18 protein-coding genes are annotated in these 19,653 nt (G+C 55.6%); 10 read left to right on the top strand and 8 right to left on the bottom strand.

Annotated features, from left to right (window positions below):
* Positions 1-122: 122 nt before the first annotated feature.
* Positions 123-578, top strand: coding sequence for a GNAT family N-acetyltransferase (locus tag A8F97_RS00350; RefSeq protein ID WP_183042266.1), 456 nt, complete (start codon positions 123-125; stop codon positions 576-578).
* Between the two features lie 67 nt (positions 579-645).
* Entirely contained in the window at positions 646-1,236 is a 591-nt protein-coding gene (locus tag A8F97_RS00345; protein ID WP_033072115.1) for a hypothetical protein, read from the top strand.
* 111 nt (positions 1,237-1,347) lie between these two features.
* On the opposite strand, the gene A8F97_RS00340 is transcribed toward A8F97_RS00345, so the two are convergent.
* Together A8F97_RS00340 and A8F97_RS00335 are read right to left on the bottom strand one after the other, a co-directional pair.
* A complete protein-coding gene (locus tag A8F97_RS00340; protein ID WP_033072116.1) occupies positions 1,348-1,779 on the bottom strand; it encodes a carboxymuconolactone decarboxylase family protein in 432 nt (143 codons plus the stop codon).
* Between the two features lie 140 nt (positions 1,780-1,919).
* Positions 1,920-2,351: a GNAT family N-acetyltransferase gene (locus tag A8F97_RS00335; RefSeq protein WP_025919366.1), complete on the bottom strand. Its 432-nt coding sequence runs from the start codon at positions 2,349-2,351 to the stop codon at positions 1,920-1,922.
* A 91-nt stretch (positions 2,352-2,442) separates the two neighbouring features.
* On the opposite strand from A8F97_RS00335, the gene pdxR reads away from it, so the two are divergent.
* Positions 2,443-3,861, top strand: a complete 1,419-nt coding sequence (pdxR, locus tag A8F97_RS00330; RefSeq protein ID WP_033072117.1) for a MocR-like pyridoxine biosynthesis transcription factor PdxR — start codon at positions 2,443-2,445, stop codon at positions 3,859-3,861.
* Positions 3,862-3,902: 41 nt separating this feature from the next.
* Here pdxR and A8F97_RS00325 read toward each other — a convergent pair whose 3' ends face one another.
* The 6 genes from A8F97_RS00325 to A8F97_RS00300 are packed head-to-tail and all read right to left on the bottom strand — an operon-like array spanning position 3,903 to position 11,699.
* Positions 3,903-4,952: a LacI family DNA-binding transcriptional regulator gene (locus A8F97_RS00325; RefSeq protein WP_033072118.1), complete on the bottom strand. Its 1,050-nt coding sequence runs from the start codon at positions 4,950-4,952 to the stop codon at positions 3,903-3,905.
* Entirely contained in the window at positions 4,952-6,004 is a 1,053-nt protein-coding gene (locus A8F97_RS00320) for a carbohydrate ABC transporter permease (protein WP_033072119.1), read from the bottom strand. The genes A8F97_RS00325 and A8F97_RS00320 overlap by 1 nt, the downstream gene beginning before the upstream one ends.
* Positions 6,005-6,012: 8 nt before the next feature.
* Positions 6,013-7,011, bottom strand: a complete 999-nt coding sequence (locus A8F97_RS00315) for a carbohydrate ABC transporter permease (protein WP_014701323.1) — start codon at positions 7,009-7,011, stop codon at positions 6,013-6,015.
* A 23-nt stretch (positions 7,012-7,034) separates the two neighbouring features.
* Complete coding sequence (locus A8F97_RS00310) at positions 7,035-8,126, bottom strand: ABC transporter ATP-binding protein (protein WP_033072120.1); 1,092 nt, start codon at positions 8,124-8,126, stop codon at positions 7,035-7,037.
* Positions 8,127-8,128: 2 nt separating this feature from the next.
* Positions 8,129-9,235: a beta-galactosidase BglB gene (gene bglB / locus A8F97_RS00305; RefSeq protein WP_014701325.1), complete on the bottom strand. Its 1,107-nt coding sequence runs from the start codon at positions 9,233-9,235 to the stop codon at positions 8,129-8,131.
* A gap of 1 nt (position 9,236) precedes the next feature.
* Entirely contained in the window at positions 9,237-11,699 is a 2,463-nt protein-coding gene (locus A8F97_RS00300) for a hypothetical protein (RefSeq protein ID WP_033072121.1), read from the bottom strand.
* A gap of 443 nt (positions 11,700-12,142) precedes the next feature.
* Between A8F97_RS00300 and A8F97_RS00295 the strand changes: the two genes are divergently transcribed.
* The 7 genes from A8F97_RS00295 to A8F97_RS00260 all read left to right on the top strand — a co-directional run bounded on the left by A8F97_RS00295 (position 12,143) and on the right by A8F97_RS00260 (position 19,653).
* Positions 12,143-13,450, top strand: a complete 1,308-nt coding sequence (locus A8F97_RS00295) for an ABC transporter substrate-binding protein (protein ID WP_014701327.1) — start codon at positions 12,143-12,145, stop codon at positions 13,448-13,450.
* The gene (locus tag A8F97_RS00290) at positions 13,447-13,998 is read left to right on the top strand and encodes an N-acetylglucosamine kinase (protein WP_014701328.1); all 552 of its coding nucleotides are present in this window, start codon (positions 13,447-13,449) and stop codon (positions 13,996-13,998) included. Before A8F97_RS00295 ends, A8F97_RS00290 begins: the two co-directional genes overlap by 4 nt.
* Positions 13,995-14,903 carry a glucosamine kinase nucleotide-binding domain-containing protein gene (locus tag A8F97_RS00285; RefSeq protein WP_015731187.1) on the top strand — a complete coding sequence of 303 codons (909 nt, stop codon included), beginning with the start codon at positions 13,995-13,997 and terminating at the stop codon, positions 14,901-14,903. Before A8F97_RS00290 ends, A8F97_RS00285 begins: the two co-directional genes overlap by 4 nt.
* Before the next feature lie 18 nt (positions 14,904-14,921).
* Positions 14,922-16,745 (top strand): metallophosphoesterase, encoded by a 1,824-nt coding sequence (locus A8F97_RS00280; RefSeq protein WP_033072122.1) that lies wholly within the window; start codon positions 14,922-14,924, stop codon positions 16,743-16,745.
* A gap of 427 nt (positions 16,746-17,172) precedes the next feature.
* Complete coding sequence (locus tag A8F97_RS00270; RefSeq protein WP_033072279.1) at positions 17,173-17,883, top strand: metal ABC transporter ATP-binding protein; 711 nt, start codon at positions 17,173-17,175, stop codon at positions 17,881-17,883.
* Entirely contained in the window at positions 17,880-18,734 is an 855-nt protein-coding gene (locus A8F97_RS00265) for a metal ABC transporter permease (RefSeq protein WP_033072124.1), read from the top strand. The genes A8F97_RS00270 and A8F97_RS00265 overlap by 4 nt, the downstream gene beginning before the upstream one ends.
* Positions 18,735-18,774: 40 nt before the next feature.
* Positions 18,775-19,653 (top strand): metal ABC transporter substrate-binding protein, encoded by an 879-nt coding sequence (locus tag A8F97_RS00260; protein ID WP_014701333.1) that lies wholly within the window; start codon positions 18,775-18,777, stop codon positions 19,651-19,653.

Below are 19,653 nucleotides of genomic sequence, written 5' to 3'. Positions count from 1 at the left end.
GGCTGGGTATATCCGTCTATTTCATTGCTATCTTATTCCTATCTTATTGCTATAAAAATCAGCCTGATTTTCAGCACCCATCCGTAACAACAAAATATCGCGACAATATGAGAGTAAAAATAATGAATTTAGATCGAGAAATTATGATTAATTCAGCCGAGCCAGAAGATTACGATCAATGGCTACCCTATTGGGAAAGTTATCAGGCGTTCTATAACGTCCAGCTTACCGATGACGTCACTAAAACAACTTGGGATCGCTTTTTTAAAGCAGAGATTCCCGTTCACTGTGCCATAGCACGGGAAGGAGCACACATTATCGGCTTCGCACATTTTGTTTTTCACGATTCCACCTGGGGCGTAAACCCTTATTGTTACTTAGAAGATCTTTTCGTTGCCCCCACCGCTCGCGGTAAATGCGTTGGCAAAAAACTGATTGAATATGTGAGAGAAAAGGCACAGGAAAAACACTGTGATCGGTTGTATTGGCACACTCAGGAAACCAATAAAACAGCCCAGCGACTTTATAATTGGGTAGCGGAAAAACCGGGCATTATCGAATATAGAATGCCGCTTTAATTATCAAACATTCGGCAGTAAAGTGACGGCGTGCGGCATACACGCCGTGTATAAATGGATTTATAAAATGAACTACCAGTCAACATCTCTTTTTATCTACACCACCAGGATCTTTTTTGCGATTTGCCTCTGTGGCGCGCTGGCAGTCGCCGGTATAAGCGCCCCGGTCTTCTACCTTCTGGCGATGAAACTGGCTTACCCCGTCATCCTCTCTCTGCGATTACACCGTCTGAGTGAAAAAGGCATCGCCTTTTTGCCAAAGGAAAAGAGTGAATGGATGGTCTATGTTCATGGCATCCCAGTGCGTGAAACCAGGACATCATTAACCAATCCGTATTTCTTTAGTGCCGAAAGCATACGGACGTTTTCCCTACGTGCCTACATAGGAAAGCTGCTGGTTCAGATCTGCGCCGTCATTTTATTGGTGCAGCAGACCATAACGGTCAACTGGCCGTGGCTTTATCTTGGCGTGGTTGTTGCCGCGCTCTGGTTTGCTTATGCCATTGCTATGACCATTATTGAACTTGTTTCAATTATGAGAGATCGCTGGTTTATCGAGAAACTCGTCTCTCCCAGTCAAAGCGAATGGTTCGGTGGATATATCGATTTCCGCGGCTATCGTGTCACGGTTCTTGAACGACTGCTGTCGCTGAAATAGCATCCCGTCTATTTCAGTCTCTGTACTGATTCTTTGACCACCGCCAGTTCGGTGCATTGGGCAATACAGTGATGACGTCATTTGCTGCGCCTGCAAAGCAGGCGCCATACCTTATTGGCGCATACCGATCGCCAAGCGATTAAAAGCACTCATCAGCGCGACGGCAAAGCTCAGATCGGCGATCTCTGCATCGCTGAAATGTACCTTCAGCGGCTCAAAATCTTCATCAGGCGCGTGGCTGTGAGCCACGTCCACAAGCGATTCAGTCCAGGCTAGCGCCACACGCTCGCGTTCATTGAACTGCGCGCTCACACGCCAACCAGCCAGGCTGTCCAGCTTCGTATCCGGCACACCATCAGCACGCAGAGCCGACGCATGCATCTCCAGGCAGAAAGCGCAGCCATTAATTTGCGACACACGCAAATAGACCAATTCGATCAACTGTTTTCCAAGGCTGCTCTTGTTCAGGGCTTTCTTGGTCATGCCGAGCCCTTGATAGGCTTCTGGCGAGAGAGTTTGGTAGGGCAAGCGAAGCGTACTCATAGAAGGTCTCCAATTAAGAAATGAAAGGACGAGAAAAAAATCAGTACATAGAGCGTCTGAGCCAATGGTTCAACCGTCGGAGTTGCACGACCTTGCCATCCGGAGTGACCACAACATCGTTGTTTCATGGCTCTTCACACCTATAGCGCTAAGCTGAAATGCAACCCTTTGGAGAGCAAGCCCTGACGAAAATAGAAGCGTTGCGCCAGTGCATTGCCCAAGGCTGTATCGAGCACCAGATGAGCACAGTCTTGCCGCTGCGCTTCCTCGCGCATTGCCTCGATCAGCAGGCCACCGAGCCCCTTATCGCGGACAGCAACGGCAACCACAAGGTCATCAACATAGAGGAATCGACCATACAACAGGTTTTCCTGAATGCGGTAACCCGCCAACCCCATGACGCGATCGCCCTGCCATGCCGCCAGCAGATGATAGCCTTGCCCAGCTTGGCGACGGGCCTGCGCAGTGAATCCGGCAGCATCAGGAAGATGAGGTCGCAGCTCCCGCATAACATCGAAGCAAGCCAGATAGTCCCGATCGCTGTCAATGAGGCTCAATCGAAAGGTACCCATGTCAATCTCCTTGTAATGAAGCCAGTATGTTAGGAAAATTATGCCCCATAATGAAGGTGCAAGAATTGAGTAAATGAATAGGACATAACGTATGGACATGCAGCATCTGAAGCCAAGCAGGGAACACGATGCGCCGCTCTATTTACAGTTGTATCGACGCTACCGCGACGCCATTACCGCCGGAAAACTTCATCCAGGCGATCGCGTACCGTCCGTGCGCAGCCTTGCCAGTGAACTGAATCTGGCACGAGGCACGGTCGAAATGGCTTATCAGATGCTAGCCGGTGAAGGCTATTTCCTGACACGTGGCCCAGCGGGTACCATCGTCTCCCCCCAGTTGGAAAAGCTGACCGAGTCGGGATATATCACCCCCTCCCGTTCTCAAATACCCTCGCGTCCGCAAACCGAGGCCGCTCAAGTACAACCTTTCCAACTCGGCTTACCTGCACTGGATGCCTTTCCCCGCAAGACCTGGGCACGCCTTGCCGGGAAAAATTTACGCACGCTGGATACGGCAGCCATGATCTATCCCGATCCGGCGGGCTATGAACCGCTTCGTCGAGCCATCGCGACCTATCTGGGGATCTCGCGCGGTATCACTTGCACATACGAGCAGGTGTTCATCACCGCAGGCTACCGGGGAGCACTGGAACTGGTGTGCCGCACGTTATTACAACCCGGCGATATTGGATGGTTCGAAGATCCCGGCTATCTCTTCGCTCGCCAGTTCTTAGAGCGAGCAGGTATGCATCTGGCACCCGTTCCGGTGGATGAGGAAGGTCTGAATGTGGACATGGGTCAACAGCGAGCCGCAGAGGCACGTTTTGCCGTGGTGACTCCCACGCACCAAAGCCCAATGGGGGTAGCGTTGTCTCTGCCCCGACGACTACAGTTGTTGGAATGGGCCAGCCACCGCCGATCCTGGATCATTGAGGACGACTACGACAGCGAGTTCCGTTACCACGGTCGACCATTACCGGCGCTGAAAAGCCTGGATCGCGACGGGCGCGTACTCTACACCGGCACCTTCAGCAAAGTCCTGTTTCCCGGCCTACGCTTAGCCTATCTGGTGGTCCCTGAACCGCAGATCGAGCGCTTCAAGGAGACGACAAATCACTTTGGCTACTCTGGTTCGATCTTGCCCCAGGCCACGGTGGCGGATTTCATGGAACAAGGTCACTTTGCCCGCCATTTGCGCAAGATGCGTTCACTGTATGCCATGCGTCGCAGCTATCTGGTCGACGAGCTTTTACAGACATTAGGTTCACACCTAACCGTCCAACCGCAGGCGGGCGGCATTCATGTGTTAGCTACGCTGGCAACCCGTGGTGACGACCAGTCTCTGGCAGCGGCGGCTCAATCTCATGGTCTTGCCATTCAGGCACTGAATGACTGGCGAATGTGTGGGCCATCACACGGCGGGCTCCTTATGGGATTCACGAATGTGGCCGAACCCGCGATGGCAAAGGTATTGGTACATCAACTGGCAGCGGCCATCGGGTTATCGTGAAAGGGTTATCCCACAGTCGGACAGCTCTGCTGCCCGTAAGCTCAATCTGTATTACTCTCAATGCGCCGTACCGATTCTCTGACGACCACCTTCCCCGCCAGTTCGGTGCGCTGGGCAATACCGAGCGCCTGTGAGGGCGTCATTTGCTGCGCCAGCAACTGTAGCGCAGCACGGGCAATCGTCTCAAACGGCAGGTGTACCGTGGTGAGCGAAACCGGCAGCATGTCGAATGGCAGAATGTCGTCCATGCCCATCACCGACATATCATCTGGCACCCGCAGTCCGTGCTGATACAGCGCGTCGATCACGCCGATGGCCTGATTGTCCGCCGCGCAGAAAATCGCGGTGACACCTAATCTATCGGGATTCGCTGTCAGCCAGCGCAATAGCGCATCGCGGGCCGTGCGCGGGTGGAAATCCGGCAGCGACAGAATCAGATCGTCATCCACCGCAATCCCCGCCTGAGCAAGCGCATCACGATAGCCACGCTCGCGCTGTTTAATCGTCATGCGCGACGTCCAGGTCAGATGTAGGATCCGCGTATGACCCTGATCGATCAGGTAACGCACCGCGGCTGCCGCTGCATAATGGTTGGCTGGCGTGACGCTACTCAGACGCATCGAGGGATCCTCACCGTTAATCAGCACCGCCGGAATACCACTTTCCGCCACGGCGTTCAGCAACGTTGGGTGATCGTCATTCACGATGAGAATACCGCTCTCTTTTCCTCCCTGAAGTTCACGCAGCAGTTGCTGTTCGTTAATGGTGTCGTGTTCCCCCAGAAATGGACGCAGTTGGATATTGCGTTGTAAACACAGCGTTTTCAGAGCATTAATCAGCGTCAGCGACACCAAATTGTACTCACTTTCCAGCATCAGGTTGCGCGGCGTCGCCAGCAAAATATGGCGCAGCGGTTCCGTCTGCGTGACGGTCGCTTTACCCACTTTATGCAGCGGATAACCCTGCTCGGTGGCGATCGCCATGATGTGCTGCCTGACTTTAGCGCTGATCGGTGCCGTCCCGTTCAGCGCGCGGGAAACCGTGCTGATGGAAACCCCCGCGCGGTCGGCAATATCCTTGAGTGTCGCCATTATTTCATCCCCGTGTTGGCAATCCCCGTCGTGATGTATTTTTGCAGGAAGACGAACACTGCCGTCACCGGCAGAAGCGAGAGCATCGTCATCGCCAGTATATAGTGCCACTGCACCGAGAACTGCCCCTGAAACGCATTCAAACCTATTTGCAGCGTAAAATTGTCCTGACTGGAGAGGACGATCAGCGGCCAGAGGAAGTCGTTCCAGCGCCAGATCACCGAGAAGATCGCCAGTACCGCCAGCGCGGGTGCGGTCAGCGGCAGGATGATCTTCCAGTAAATACGGAACTCGCTGGCGGCATCGATCCGCGCCGCCTCGATCAGCTCATCGGGGATCGTCAGCATATATTGCCGTAATAGGAATACGCCGGTCGGCGTCGCGACTGTAGGGATAATCACGCCCCATAGGTTATCGCCCATGTTCAGGCCGATCACCACCAGAAACGTTGGAACCATCACCACCGACAGCGGGATCATCATGGTCGAGAGGAACAGCGTCAGCACCGTACCACGACCGCGAAACTCGTATTTTGACAGCGCGAACGCCGCCATCGAACTGAGCAACAGGGTCAGCAGCGTCGCCATCACCGTCACGAATACGGTGTTCTTCAGGTAGGTGGCAAAGTGGAACTTCGTGATCGGCGTCGTGTAGTTTTCCGTTTCCAGATGCAACGCCTTCATCGGCACCAGATCTTTGGTCGACACACGCACCACCTCACTCGGCGCATCTGGGTTCACCAGTTGGGCGATCAGCCCAATACGCCGGACCAGCGCCATGGTTTTCGCTTCACCGTCTTCCTGTTTAACCTGCCACAGTTCCAATGGTTTGGGGTACTCCGGCAGCATGATGGTATCCGCCGCCTGCGGCAGAAAACTCGGCGGAAAGCGGTTAATCTCTGCGGGCGTTTTGAACGACGACATGGCTGCCCACATGACCGGAATCATCACCAGCAGCGTGCCGACCACCAGCCAGACCCAGCTCATGATATCCGTCATATGGATGCGCCCTGGATGACGGGTGCGGGTGAGAAAGGCGATTATTTTCATCATGGCTCCCGTTATTTTTTCCCTTCCAGCCGACGCGTCAGCAGGAACTGCAACGCCGTCAGGATCATCAGCACTACGCCCATCAGCACCGAGGCTGCCGAGGCCAGCCCGTAGAGCGATGCATTTGACGAGAAGGCGGTCTGGTAGATGTACTGCACAATAAAGCTGTTGGCCGTGCCGGGGCCGCCACCGTTGGTTAACACCCAGGCTTCATCGAAGATCTGCACGCTGTTGATGGTCAGCAGAATCACCACCACCAGAATGTTCGGTGCCAGCAGCGGTAACGTCAGCCGATAAAAACCACGCCAACGCGAGGTACCGTCCACCGCCGCCGCTTCATAGATATCACGCGGGATCGCCTGCAATCCCGCCAGCAGGATCAGAGTATAAAACCCGACGTGAAACCAGACGGAGACAAACACCACCCAGAAACGCGACAGCGTCGGGTCGAGCAGGAAGGTAATCGGCTGCCCGCCCAGCGACGACAGCACCAGATTCAGCAGGCCGTTACGGTTAAGGAACCACTGCCAGATCAGGCCAACCACCACCGGCGACAGCAGCACCGGATAGAAGAACATCGCACGGAAAAACCCCCGCGCGATAATCTTGCGGTTAAGGATCAGTGCCGTCACCAGCGCCACCAGCAGCGTGCAGAGCACGTTGAAAAAGGTGAACGACACGGTGTTGTAGACGCCAGTCCAGAACAGATCCTGTTCACAGCTCGATGGCTCGGCGTAATTGCCGCAGCTCAGCAGCGTGGAGAAGTTATCCACGCCGACGTAAGGACGTTCCCACAGCAGAATATTGGTGCCACCGGTAAAGGCGTAGCACACCGCCAGCAGAATCGGAATAAAGACAAAAACGGCGAACAGCAGCATGTTAGGCGCGATAAAAAACCACGGCATCACTTTGCGGCCACCGAATTTTTGTAGCAGATTCACCGCTTTCTCTACTGGCGTCACCAGCTTATCGATCAGCGATCCTGCGGGCAGTAAGGCAATCTTTTTCATGTCGTCCTCTCCCGTCGCGATAATTAATGCTCGCTACCACGCGGCAATGTGTCATCCGTTTTGCCGTCGAACAGATGGCAATACGTCGGCGGGAAGCGCACGAACACCGACTCACCCGCAGCGAACTCGCGGTGCTGCGCCAGATGGACGATCATCTCATCGTCAATACCGCCCATTCGCCCGTAGATAAAGGTTTCATGCCCCATCATCTCGCAGCGATCGACGCACAGCGCGATCCCCTCCCCCTCCTCCACCAGCTCACAGTGTGAAGGACGAATCCCGAGCGTGACGTTCTGCCCGACGGTGCCGATAAACGGCAGCACCAGACGATTGCCGGAAGGACACTGCACCTCGACGCCGTCGGCACCGGTGGCGACGATCTGCGCCGGGAACATATTCATGCGCGGTGAGCCGATGAAGCCCGCGACAAACTTATTTTTCGGCCGATTGAACAGCTCCAGCGGCGTGCCAACCTGCTCGATCCGACCCGCATTCAGCACCACAATGCGCTGCGCCATTGTCATCGCTTCCACCTGATCGTGAGTCACGTAAATCATGGTGGTGCGCAGTTTCTGATGCAGGCGAGACAGCTCGCCACGCGTCTGCACGCGCAGCTTGGCATCGAGATTGGAGAGCGGTTCGTCAAACAGGAACAGGTCAGGTTCACGCACAATCGCACGGCCAATGGCCACGCGCTGCTGCTGTCCACCCGACAGCGCACGCGGTCGGCGATCCAGATAGGGTTCCAGCCCCAGCATACGGGCCGCTTCATCAATACGACGGATGATTTCGTCTTTGGGGAAGTGCAAATTCTCCAGCCCGAACGCGAGGTTCTTGCGCACCGAAAGGTGCGGATAGAGCGCGTAAGACTGGAATACCATCGCAATCTTGCGCTCGGCTGGCGTGAGATCGTTCACCTTGCGGTTGTCGATCAGCAACTCGCCGCTGCTGATCTCTTCCAGCCCGGCAATCATGCGCAGCAGCGTGGATTTTCCACAGCCCGACGGGCCGACAAAGACCATGAACTCGCCGTCATGAATCGTTAAGTCCACGCCTTTGATGATGTTCACCGCACCATAATTTTTGTGGACGTTTTTCAGTTCCAGACTCGCCATTGTCAGCCCTCGCAAACAGAATCTAACTGTGCCAATAACATCAGCATCACCAGCGCCTGCCCGTAAGGCACGGCAACATTGGGAATATCGCGATAGAACTGCAAATCATGCCCCATCGCCGTGCCGTCCGAGACACCTTGCACTACACCCTGTGCGTCAATCTGCGCCACCACGGCGGCATAGCCTTTTTCCAGCACGTCCTGCGGGAAATCGTGCAGCATCCCCAGCCGCCTCGCTGTCAGGATGCCAGCGATGAATCCGGCACTGGCGGAGGTTTCCAGCGGTGAATCCGGGTCATCCAGCAGTGTGTGCCACAGGCCAGAATCGTGCTGGACACGCGCCAGCGTTGCCGTTTGCTGTTCCAGAATCGCTTCCAGCGTGCGCAATACCGGCGCGGACAGTTGATCCTCCGCCAGCACCCGCATTTCCGGCAGCACCAGCGTGATCCACGCGTTGCCGCGCCCCCAAAACGCATTGGCATAGTGATGGCGGCCGACGAACGTCCAGCCGTGATACCACAGCCCGCTGCGCACGTCGGCCAGATAGCGCGCGTGCGTGACGAGCTGATATTCCGCCTCTTCGATCAGATCACGACGGGAAAGCAGTTTCCCTGCGACCACCAGAAACAGACCGGCCATAAACAGCGTGTCGTCCCACAATTGCCCGGTATTCGGCCGTTCTTTCACCGTATGCTGGAAGCCGCCGTCTTCGGTTTTCGGCAGCGAGTGCAGCAGCCAGTCCGCCCAGTTGCTCACGGTTTCACGCCACTGCGCGGGCGCATCCGGTTTGTCCTGACACAGCAGCGCCAGCACCAGCATCGGTGCCGTCGAGTTGATCTGACGCGGCGGCAACCCAGCATCCAGCTTTTGTTGATACCAGTTCGCCAGCGTCGTCAGCATGGTGTCGTCCTGCGTCAGATGCGCCAGCTTCCAGAAACCGTACAACCCGACACCAACTTCCCAATCCCACTCTTCAAATTGAATCGTTAGCCCAGCGTCCGGTGCGTCGTCCTGCGTTACGCTATCAATCGCTTTCAGGCGGCAAAACGCCCGCGCTACCTGCGCTAACAGCGCTTCGGTTTGTTGTCGGTTAAGTGAGCCTGTCTGCATGTCATGGGTTTCCTGTGTTGAACTGCGGGACGACCGGGACATCGTCGGGAAAAACGAACGGCTGCTGGGCTACGCTGAACCCTGTTTTGTGGCTAAAGGCCAGTTCTCCGTAATCGGGATCGTCAATACACACGCCGTTGCTATCCTGAACCAAAGAGCGCCCCCGGAAGCGGGCAGCAAACGCGGCGAATCCTTCCGCACCGTCGCCGCTGTCCACAGCAACGAACCACACGTTCTGTTCGCCATACGCCCGCAGTTCACCTTCCGCCTGCTGGCCTGCGGTCGCAAATGGCTGTAATCCGGCGGGATTATGGAAAGCGGCATAGCCGTTGCCGCCGCGTACAAAGCACCAAACGTCTTCAACGATGACGTCATCCAGCGCGGTTTGTGGCAAATAGAGGTGCGTCCACGGGCGGACATCCTGTTGCAGATCGAACACCATCAGCGCGCGATTACGGTATTGCATCAGGTGTGGCAAGCGCCCGTTACCCGTCCAGTACGAAGGTCGATGCACACCGTCAGGACGATCCTCACCGGGGTGGTTTACCCACAGACGGGCGGCATAATGCGTGCCTAGCCGCACATCCAACAGATGCTGTTGGTGTCCAGGCTCGCCGGGGTGATGGTCGAAAACCGAAGAAAAGGCGACATCGCGCTGCTTCCAGGCAATAATGCGGGCACTACGGTTCAGCCCCTGCACCCAGCGGGCTTCTGCGCCGTGTGGCAGTGACCAGTGCGCAACCCGATCCGTCGTTTCCGGCGGCTGATAGTCGCTCAGGCACAGCAGCGGCAGCGCGGCACAGTGCGGAATCAGCCAGCCCTCGCCCCACATCAGCGCACACAGGCCGGACAGTTCGGTCAACATGCCGGAACGCAGCTCTTTATCGTAGGCACGTCCCATGGTGCCAACCGCGACGCCATTCTGATGCACCCACGCCGTCATCAGCATGATGCGGTCAATCACCACGCGAGATTTCTCGCGCAGATCGGCGTCCTGCGCCAGTTCGTACAGCGCCACCAGCCCAATCAGATCGATGGGGTAATAGGCCGCCGAGTTCCACTCCACCAGCCCGTGTTCCAGAATGGAATCAAACCAGCGCGTCAGGCGCTCATGAGCAATCGCCTTTTGCTCCAGACCACGGCGGCCGCTGCACGGGAAAGTGTCATCAGGGAAGTTTTGTCCGGCCAGATATTGCGCGACGTGGAAACACAGGCAGTGGTTCTCACTCCAAAACCACATGGTGTCGTTGCCCGGTTCATCAATCCAGTAGCGGAAGCCAAGAATGGCGCTGCGCACGCGCCGCCAGTCCTGCGGTGGCAGTTGTTGCCCCTGATAGCGCTGCCACAGCCAAATCAGCGGCACCAGTTGGAAATCCGCGCAGTCTTCACGGCGGCTGATTTTTTGCAGCGCGCTGTTGAGAATCGGCGTAGCGGCATCGCTGCCCTCGCCCGTCGCGACAATCGCCAACAGCCGTCCGAGGCGCTCAAAACCGTGCCGCGCAGTATGGCGCAACACCGCTTCACGCCGCGCAGCCAGCGTCGGTAACGCAGGCATCGTCTGCGATGGCAGGCGTCCAAAGCTCAGGGTGCGCGTCAGCGTAATGCCGTTACAGGTCGCGGCGCAGACCAGATCGTAGTAACCGACCAGAACGGCGGGTAAATCCACCTGCCAGCCCAGATTGCCCGCAGGCAGCGTTTGTTTCTGCTGCCATACGGGGACAGATTCGTTGACGTTGCCAATCAGACGGTGCGCCATCGTCACGGATTCCGGCAGCGGCTGCGTGCTGTTCAGCACCAGCACGGGCGGTTGGATCAGGTTATTTTCCAACGTCAGCCCGTTAACCCAGCTATCCAGTTCGGTCAGTTGTTCGCTAAGTGCCGCATCGTCATCAAGCTGCCAGAAGAGCGTGTCTTCCCCCTGATAGCACAGGCTGAATAGATAATCGGTATCACGCTCGCACAGTTCTTCGCTATGCACGACCAGCGTGTTCGCCCCCGCTTGCAGCGGCAGCATGATGTCACAGGTTTGTTCAGTATTACGGGTAAAGGGCGTAAAGCGAGTAATCGGCTCGCCGTTCAGCCACAGCGTAATACCGCCGCAGGTGCTGAGGGTAAACGGCGCCGCCTGCGCACTGTCGCTGTGGATAACACAGCGAGAAAAGCGCTGAACATGAACCGGACACGGCCAGAAATCACTGAAATTCACACTGCGGCTTTCATCGCCGCCGCTCCACATCAGCGGGAAATGAAGATCTTCAGGCAACGTCACCTCACGCTTTGCTTCTTCCTGCAAAAAACGCACGCGGCAGGGTAAAACACCAACATCGACAAAACCGTTGATAAAGCGGTAATTCACCTTATCAGCCAGCGTATCCGGCTCGGCGAAATAACGTTTTTCCGTCAGTTCGGTAATCAGAAACCGATTAATGACGCCGTTCTTCTTTAATTTCCAACCGATATTCATACGGAATCCTGTTTACGGTTTTGACGAATAAAATAACGAAAACGTATGACTAAATTTATTTGCACCTTCACTGTGCACACGCTGCCAATATTTAGGGCAACAGTTGATTCCCTGCACCATCAACTCGCAACCACAATGCAAATTTGCATTAAATTGTCTTTTGCATTCATTTATTGACATTTCGCATTAATAAATAAGATTCTCATATTTATATATGTGATTAATATCACAAAAATACTTTATTTAAACCAACATTTAAAATATCTTTAATCTGCCTCACATAAATCAGTCGGGCTTCTGTCCATGATTGCATGATGAAAATGACAGGTTAATGCAAATTTGCATTAATTAGGACAGAGAATAAATCACAGGAATAAAAATAACCTCGCAGGCAACGCCAGGGTATTTCAGCCATTAATCAAACCTATGATGTGGAGATGTTTATGATGCGTCCCAACACCGCGTTATTTTTTTCCGCTCTTACGCTGGGGTTATTCAGCAGCAGCGCGTTAGCCGCCAAAACGCAAATAACATTTTTATATAGTGACGACGATCCCGAATTAGTGCATTTCATGGAGCAGAAAGTTAAATCCTTCTCCCAAAGTAATGAACGCATCGATGTGAATTTCGTCAGCACGGGCTATAACGCGCTGCAAACACAGTTGCCGATGCAACTAGCGGCAGGCTTAGGCCCCGATATTGCCAAAACCACGCAGATGGGGCTGCTCGGCTATACGCTGGATTTGCGTCCCTACCTGAAAGATCCTGCCGCATTCGAGAAACGCTATAGCACGGGTATCGAAAAGGTCATGCGCGTTAAAGGCGTGCATAAAGCCGATGCGCTGCCGGGTTTTGTCGCGTCCTGGACCGCCGATCTCCCGTTCGTTAACGTGACGCTATTTGAACAGGCGGGCGTTCCCCTGCCGCAGCCGGGCTACACGATTGATGATTTGATGAAAGCCTCGAAGCTGGTCGCGGAAAAGACCGGCGTGCATATTCCCTTTACCATCGACCGCAGCGGTTTCCGCTTCTCCGGCCCGGCTTACTCTTACGGCGCACGTTACGATAAAGATGGGCTAATCAACTTCCCAGATGCGGCTGCACAGCAGTGGATTAAGGATCTGAAACGCTGGTCGGATGAAGGCGTGTTCCCACGCGAAATGTGGGGCGCAGCGGGCGGCGGCCAGTATAAGAGCATGGCGGACGATTTCGTGAACGGCAACATCGTGACCTACTTCTCCGGCAACTGGCTGTTGAACCAGTTCAGTAAACAGATCGGCGATGGTTTTGACTGGAAAGTGCTGCCAGCGCCTTGCAAAGAGAAGTGTATTTCGATGGGCGGAGCGACCTTCATCATGCCGTTCACCACCACCAAACACCCGCAGGAAGTGGCCGAGTTCATGGAGTGGCTGGGCAGCGAGCCGTTGCAGCGTGAGATCGCCGAGCACTTCAATATCATCGTCGGCGCGGATATTACCGATCTGCACTACCAGACTAAAGATAAGCATGTGATCGACGGCCTGAATACCGCACGCGAAGAGATCAAAAAGATCCCGTCTTACGTCTTTGACTGGGAGCGCATGGAAAGCCTGGGGGCGAACGAGCTGTACCCCATCATCCTGACGCGCTTTACGCAATATCTGAACGATCAAGTGTCGTTTGATGAGTATCTGCGCCTGACGTCAAACGATGTGAAGCGCCTCAACGAAACGATTGCGACCAATCAACAACAGCGGAAAAGCGCACCGTGAAATGGCAACTGAGGGAGATCGACATCGATGGCGATCGTCCCTTTGATCGCTCGTGGGAAAGCACATTGTGCGAACAGCGCTGGCCGGGACAAAACCGCTATCTTCTCGTCACGGGCGGTTTTACCCGGCTGCTACACTGGCATGACGGGATCCTGACCTGTCGCAGCGGCGACAGTTTCCCCATAGGTAATCCGGCCAGCCTCTCGCGGCTGGGGCTGTGGGCGGTGCAGGAAATGCTTCAGGCCGTTGAGGGCATCACCCCGCTTACGCCACTCAGTGAAGCGCTGTTTCAACACTTCGATAACCATGTTGATCGGGTGATCGACTGGTCAAAGCAGGCGCAGGCCAACGATTACGCCACGCTTGGGCATGTTGTGCTGGTACACCCGCAGGATGCACTGGCGGAGCAGTTGCTGACACGCTGCGCCAGCGAGTTAATCCTGCTGCTCAACAGCCTGCCAGCCTCAGAGGCTGAAATCGTCAGCCTCAGCGGCGATCTGGCGGTGGCCTGTCTTCCTTATCTGGATTCAGGAGCGAGCGCATCATGACGACATGGCTCTATGCGGGTGTGGATGGCGGCGGCACAGGCTGTCGGGCGCGTATTTATCAGGCAGATGGTACACCGCTCGGACAAGGACACGGCGGTCGCGCCAATCTGCTGCTCGGCGTGGAGAGCGTGCGCCAGTCGGTAGACGATGCCATCGCGCAGGCGCTGAAACACAGCGGGCTGTCACCGGATGACGTACCCAGGCTGAAAGTCGGACTGGCACTCGCGAGCGCGGAGCATCGCACCGCCTACGAGGCGTTTCTGGCATTACCTCATCCTTATGCCACTCAGGTGCTTAATACCGATGCGCTCGGTGCCTGTCTGGCCGTCAATCAGGGGAAAGACGCGGGCGTAGTCATTGCCGGAACCGGCTCCTGCGGGCTGGCGTGGCAGAGCCAGACAATTACCGCCTACGGCGGCCATGAGTTCCCGATCTCCGATCAGGGCAGCGGCGCACGCCTTGGGCTAGCAGCGCTGCAACACACCTACGATGTAATGCAAGGCTGGTGCGCGCCGTCTACGCTCAGCCAAAGCATCGACGATTTCTTTTCCGCCTGCGCAGAGCAGGCCGCGAACACGCTTGACGCGCTACGGGCATTTAGCCCGCAGGCGAAACCGGGCGACTATGCACAGTTCGCCCGTCGCGTATTTGACTGCGCTCAGCAGGGCGATGCCGTTTCCAACGCGCTGCTGACGCGGACGGCCAGCGACATCAGCCTGCTGTTGGCCGCCGTGGCGCGCCACGCCCCACCTCGCTTATCGCTCATGGGCAGTATTGGCCTGCATATCCGGCCTTGGCTGCCGGACGAGTGGCAATCCCAACTCACCGTTCCAATGGGCGATGCACTCGACGGCGCACGATTGATTGCCTGTCATGATTATGCGCTATACAGCCATCCGTTATAAATAATGCCGGAGACATCAATGACATCACTCACTCGCAGAACTTTCGTCAAGCTCGGCGCAGGCAGCGCCATTACGCTGGCTGGCGGCTTTTTTCATGCTAACGCCGACACGACCGCGCCCGCCGGGCCGCTGCGCATTGCCATTATTTCGGATGTCCACGTCCACAATATCTACGGCAACTACGATTTTGACGGCCTGCCCGATGCGCAGACCGGAAAGAAGCTGACCATTCGCACCCTGAAAGATTCGGTGAATTCGACCCGCATCTTCAACGAGCCCTACTTTGCGCTGCTGGCTGCGCTGGACGAACTGGCAAAACAGCAGGTGAAATACGTAGTGCTGTCCGGCGATTATTCTGATGACGGCCAACAACCTACCGTTGAAGGCATCGCCGCCATCCTGACGCAGTACGAACAGCGTCACGGGATGCGCTTCTTCGCCACACCGGGCAACCATGATGTCAACCGTCCACAAGGGGATGACTCGTGGGAAAGAATGCTCAACGCCGACGGCACCAGCACGCTGCTGAGCAGTAAACCCGGCGTTAAACTGGGCGGCGCACAATCGCTAATCGTTACAGCCAAGATGCAGGCACTCGGCTATGAACGCGGCCTGCCGCTGATGAAACCGTTTGGTTTCTTTAAACGCGATGACTTCCTGCACTGGGAAACGCCGTTTGGCGACAGCGACGAACTCAATAAACGTCAGTATCTCGCCCGTTCACCGGATGGTAGCAAACAGTGGAACATCGTCGATGCCTCCTATTTGGTGGAGCCGGAAGCGGGGCTGTGGCTACTTTCCATCGATGCCAACGTGTATCAGGTCAAAGACGGCCCGGAGAAACGTGAAGGGATTGAAGGCTACTCCACCAGCAGCAACACCGGCTGGAATGCCTTGCTGATCGAGAAACCGTTCATGCTGCCGTGGGTGAAATCGGTGGTACAGCGGGCGAAAGCGCAGAATAAGAAGCTGCTGGTGTTCTCGCACTATCCGCTGGTCGATTTCCTCGACGGCACGGTAGAGGATGAAAAACAACTGTTCGGCAGCAACAGCTTCATCAAGCGTACGCCGAAGCCAGAGGTTGCCGAACAGGCACTGGCGGCAGGCATCCGTCTGCATTTCAGCGGTCATCTGCACGTCAACGACACGGGCGTGTATCGCGGTTCACAGGGGACGCTGGTGAATGTGGCGGTGCCGTCACTGGCCGCCTACCCACCTGCGATGAAGCTGGCGACGCTGCATAATGACCGAGTCGATATTGATACGCTGGTCCTACGCAACGTGCCGCAGTTCAACCATCTGTTCCCGTTTTATCAGAAAGAATTGGATCGCACCGGCGAACCGCTGGGTGACATACTGAAAAGCCGCGATTATTACGACTTCCTGCACCACCATCTGGCGCTGCTGGTACGCCAGCGTTTTCTGGTAAAAGACTGGCCGGAGGATCTATCTCCTCTCATCAACACGCTGAACTGTGCCGATCTGCTGTGGATTGCGCAGCAAAAAGAGCCGATCAGCGCCAACGCGCTGCCTGATGCCGACCAGCGTAAACCGAGCGCGGTAGCAGGCAGCGATGGGTTACAGGATATTTCTCTGCTCACGCTGGTGACCGACTGGTATTGCCTGCGCAACGGCAGCGATCTCGCCTGGCAAGATATTCCGGCAGCGCGAGTGAAACAGTATCGCGCACTGCTCGCTGCCTACACGCCAACGGCTACGCTACCACCGGAAAGCCTGCAATACCGCTTCGGCCTGATGCTAAAAATCCTCGCGGGATATATCAACGATGAGCCAGCGACTCGCTTTGTGGTTGATATGCAGGGGAATTTATCAGCGGTGTAATGTGTTCATGGAATTGGCTTTTAGTCACATGGGTTATGTAGAGCTAGAGGTGGTTTCGTGCGCTTCAAACACCGTTATCTTCATGCTACGTCGCAGCACGCGCCCGACATAGGGGGCTACGCCAGCCCCCTATGAACCCCGGCTTTTTGGCGGAAATTATGCCGTGAACAATATAAGTTAGCTGGGTTTTGTCAGCAGAATGGCGCACGAAATATTCCCCCAAACCAAACTCAATCGCCTTACATACTTTCTTACCTATACCCTCTACCATCATCGATAAAAATCGGTATGTTATAATATAACAACTTAGCCTTTTACCGATGATAATGACAAGTTTTTACTCTCTCTCCGCGCTGAAGCGCGTGTTACTGGTTTCCCTGCTGCTATCACTGTTATGGCTATTAGTCGGGTGGGCGGTGATGTTGCCATGATTGCCCTACAGGAATTGGCCTTTGGCTACCGTGGCCAACCGCCACTCGCGACGCTCAGCGGCTGTTTTCACCAAGGATCGCTGACGGCGATTATTGGCGCGAACGGCACGGGGAAATCCACACTGCTGAAAACGCTGGCAGGCCTGCTGTCGCCGCTTTACGGCACGTTCAGCCTCGGTACTGGTGGTAAAGAAAATGCTATCGGCTATCTGCCACAGCTCTCCGAATTCGATCGGCAGTTCCCTATTAACGTGCGCGATCTGGTGCTGATGGGTTCACTGCCCCATCGCGGATTGTTACGGAGTATTAACGCCAACTGGCACCGCAAAGCCATTGATGCCCTCGACGCTGTCTCGATGGCAGATTTCGCCGATCGGCATATTGGCATCCTGTCCGGCGGGCAGCTACAGCGCGTGCTCTTTGCGCGGTTGCTGTTGACACAGGCTCCGATCATTCTGCTGGATGAGCCTTTTACCGGCGTCGATAGCCACACCACGCAGGCACTCTTGCAGATTATCGAGCAACTTCACGCCGAAGGCAGAACCATCCTTACCGTGTTGCACGATTTGGAACTGGTTGGGCAGCACTTTCCAACTGTCTTGCAACTCACCCAGAGCGGCCATCGCTGGGGAGATGCCCACCCCATATTATATAGCCTGCGCAAGGCAGAAAGTGATACGCCAACGCTCAGGATCGTCACGCCATGATGCTATTTCACCTCATTACTTCTCCTTTTGCCGAATTCGGTTTTATGCGCCGTGCGCTGGTCGGCTGTCTGGTACTCACGTTAAGCGCCGCGCCGCTGGGCTGTTTCCTGCTGTTGCGGCGAATGAGCCTGATTGGCGATGCGCTGTCGCATGCGGTGTTACCCGGCGTGGCAATCGGCTACCTCATCTCAGGGATGTCACTGCTGGCGATGGGCATTGGCGGCTTTATTGCCGGGCTGTCGGTCGCCATGCTTTCTGGCTTCGTCACCCGCCACACAGAATTAAAAGAGGATGCCAGCTTTGCCGGATTTTACCTCGGTTCGCTGGCGCTTGGCGTCACGCTGGTTTCGCTGCGCGGCTCCAGCATCGATCTACTGCATGTGCTGTTCGGATCGATTCTGGCGGTGGATCGCGCTGCATTGATCGACATTGCACTGATCGGTTCCGCCTCCTTGCTGGTACTGGCGGTGATCTATCGGGCGCTGGTGATTGAATCATTTGACGTAACCTTCCTGCGCATCAGTTCAGGCCGCTATCGGGCGCTAATCCACGGCCTGTTTCTGTCACTGGTGGTGCTCAATCTGGTCGCAGGATTCCAACTGCTAGGCACGCTGATGACGGTCGGCATGATGATGCTGCCAGCCGCCAGCGCACGGTTTTGGACACAGCACCTGCCCATCATGCTCGGCATCGCAGTACTGCAAGGAATGGTTGCCAGCCTGATCGGGCTGCTGTGGTCTTACTATGCCGAGTTGCCTGCTGGCCCCGCCATCATCCTGACGATGACGCTGTTTTTCTGTTTCTCCGTCTGTGTTGGTCACCACGGTGGGCTGCTACGCCTGCGTCGTTGACCGATAAATTTCGTTACCTGTAATTTTCTGTGAGGGAAAAATGAAACGTTCACTATTAGCTATCGCATTATCCGGCCTGCTGCTTAGCCCACTGGCGATGGCAAAGAATCTTGATGTTGTTGCCAGCTTTTCCGTACTTGGCGATATGGTCAGCCACATCGGCGGCGATCGCGTTACCGTGACCGACCTGGTGAAACCGAATGGCGATCCACATGAGTTTGAACCGTCACCAAAAGACAGCAAAACGTTGGCTAGCGCCGATCTGGTTTTCGTTAACGGGCTGGGGCTGGAAGGCTGGCTCGATCGTCTGGTCACCGCATCTGGCTATCATGGCGACGTTATTACCGCCTCCAACGGGATTGAAACACGCTCAATGGTGGAAGACGGCAAAACGGAAACCGATCCACATGCCTGGAACAGCATGAGCAACGGCGTGATCTATGCGCACAACATCGTCAACGCGCTGGCAAAAGCCGATCCTGCCAATGCCGATTACTATCGCCAGCAGGGCGAAGCCTACATCACGCAGCTACAGGAGCTGGATCGTTACGCGAAGAAAACCTTTGCCGCTATTTCGCCAGAAAAACGCAAGGTGTTGACCAGCCATGACGCGTTTGGCTACTTCAGCCAGGCCTACGGCGTGAAGTTCCTGTCACCGGTAGGTTACTCTACCGAATCTGAAGCCAGCAGCAAAAAAGTGGCCTCGCTGATTAAGCAAATCAAGCAAGAGAAGGTGAAAAGCTACTTCATTGAGAACCAGACCGATGGACGTCTGGTGAAGCAAATCGCCAATGCCAGCGGCGCACAACCGGGCGGTGAACTGTACCCGGAAGCCCTGACCGATGCATCCGGCCCGGCAGCGACCTATACGACCGCGTTTAAACACAACGTTGATACCCTCGCCGCCAGCATGAAGTAA

This window comes from Pectobacterium parmentieri (assembly GCF_001742145.1).
GTDB lineage: Bacteria > Pseudomonadota > Gammaproteobacteria > Enterobacterales > Enterobacteriaceae > Pectobacterium > Pectobacterium parmentieri.
The sequence above is the reverse complement of the archived record's forward strand: the minus strand, read 5'-3'. Positions and strand labels throughout refer to the sequence as shown.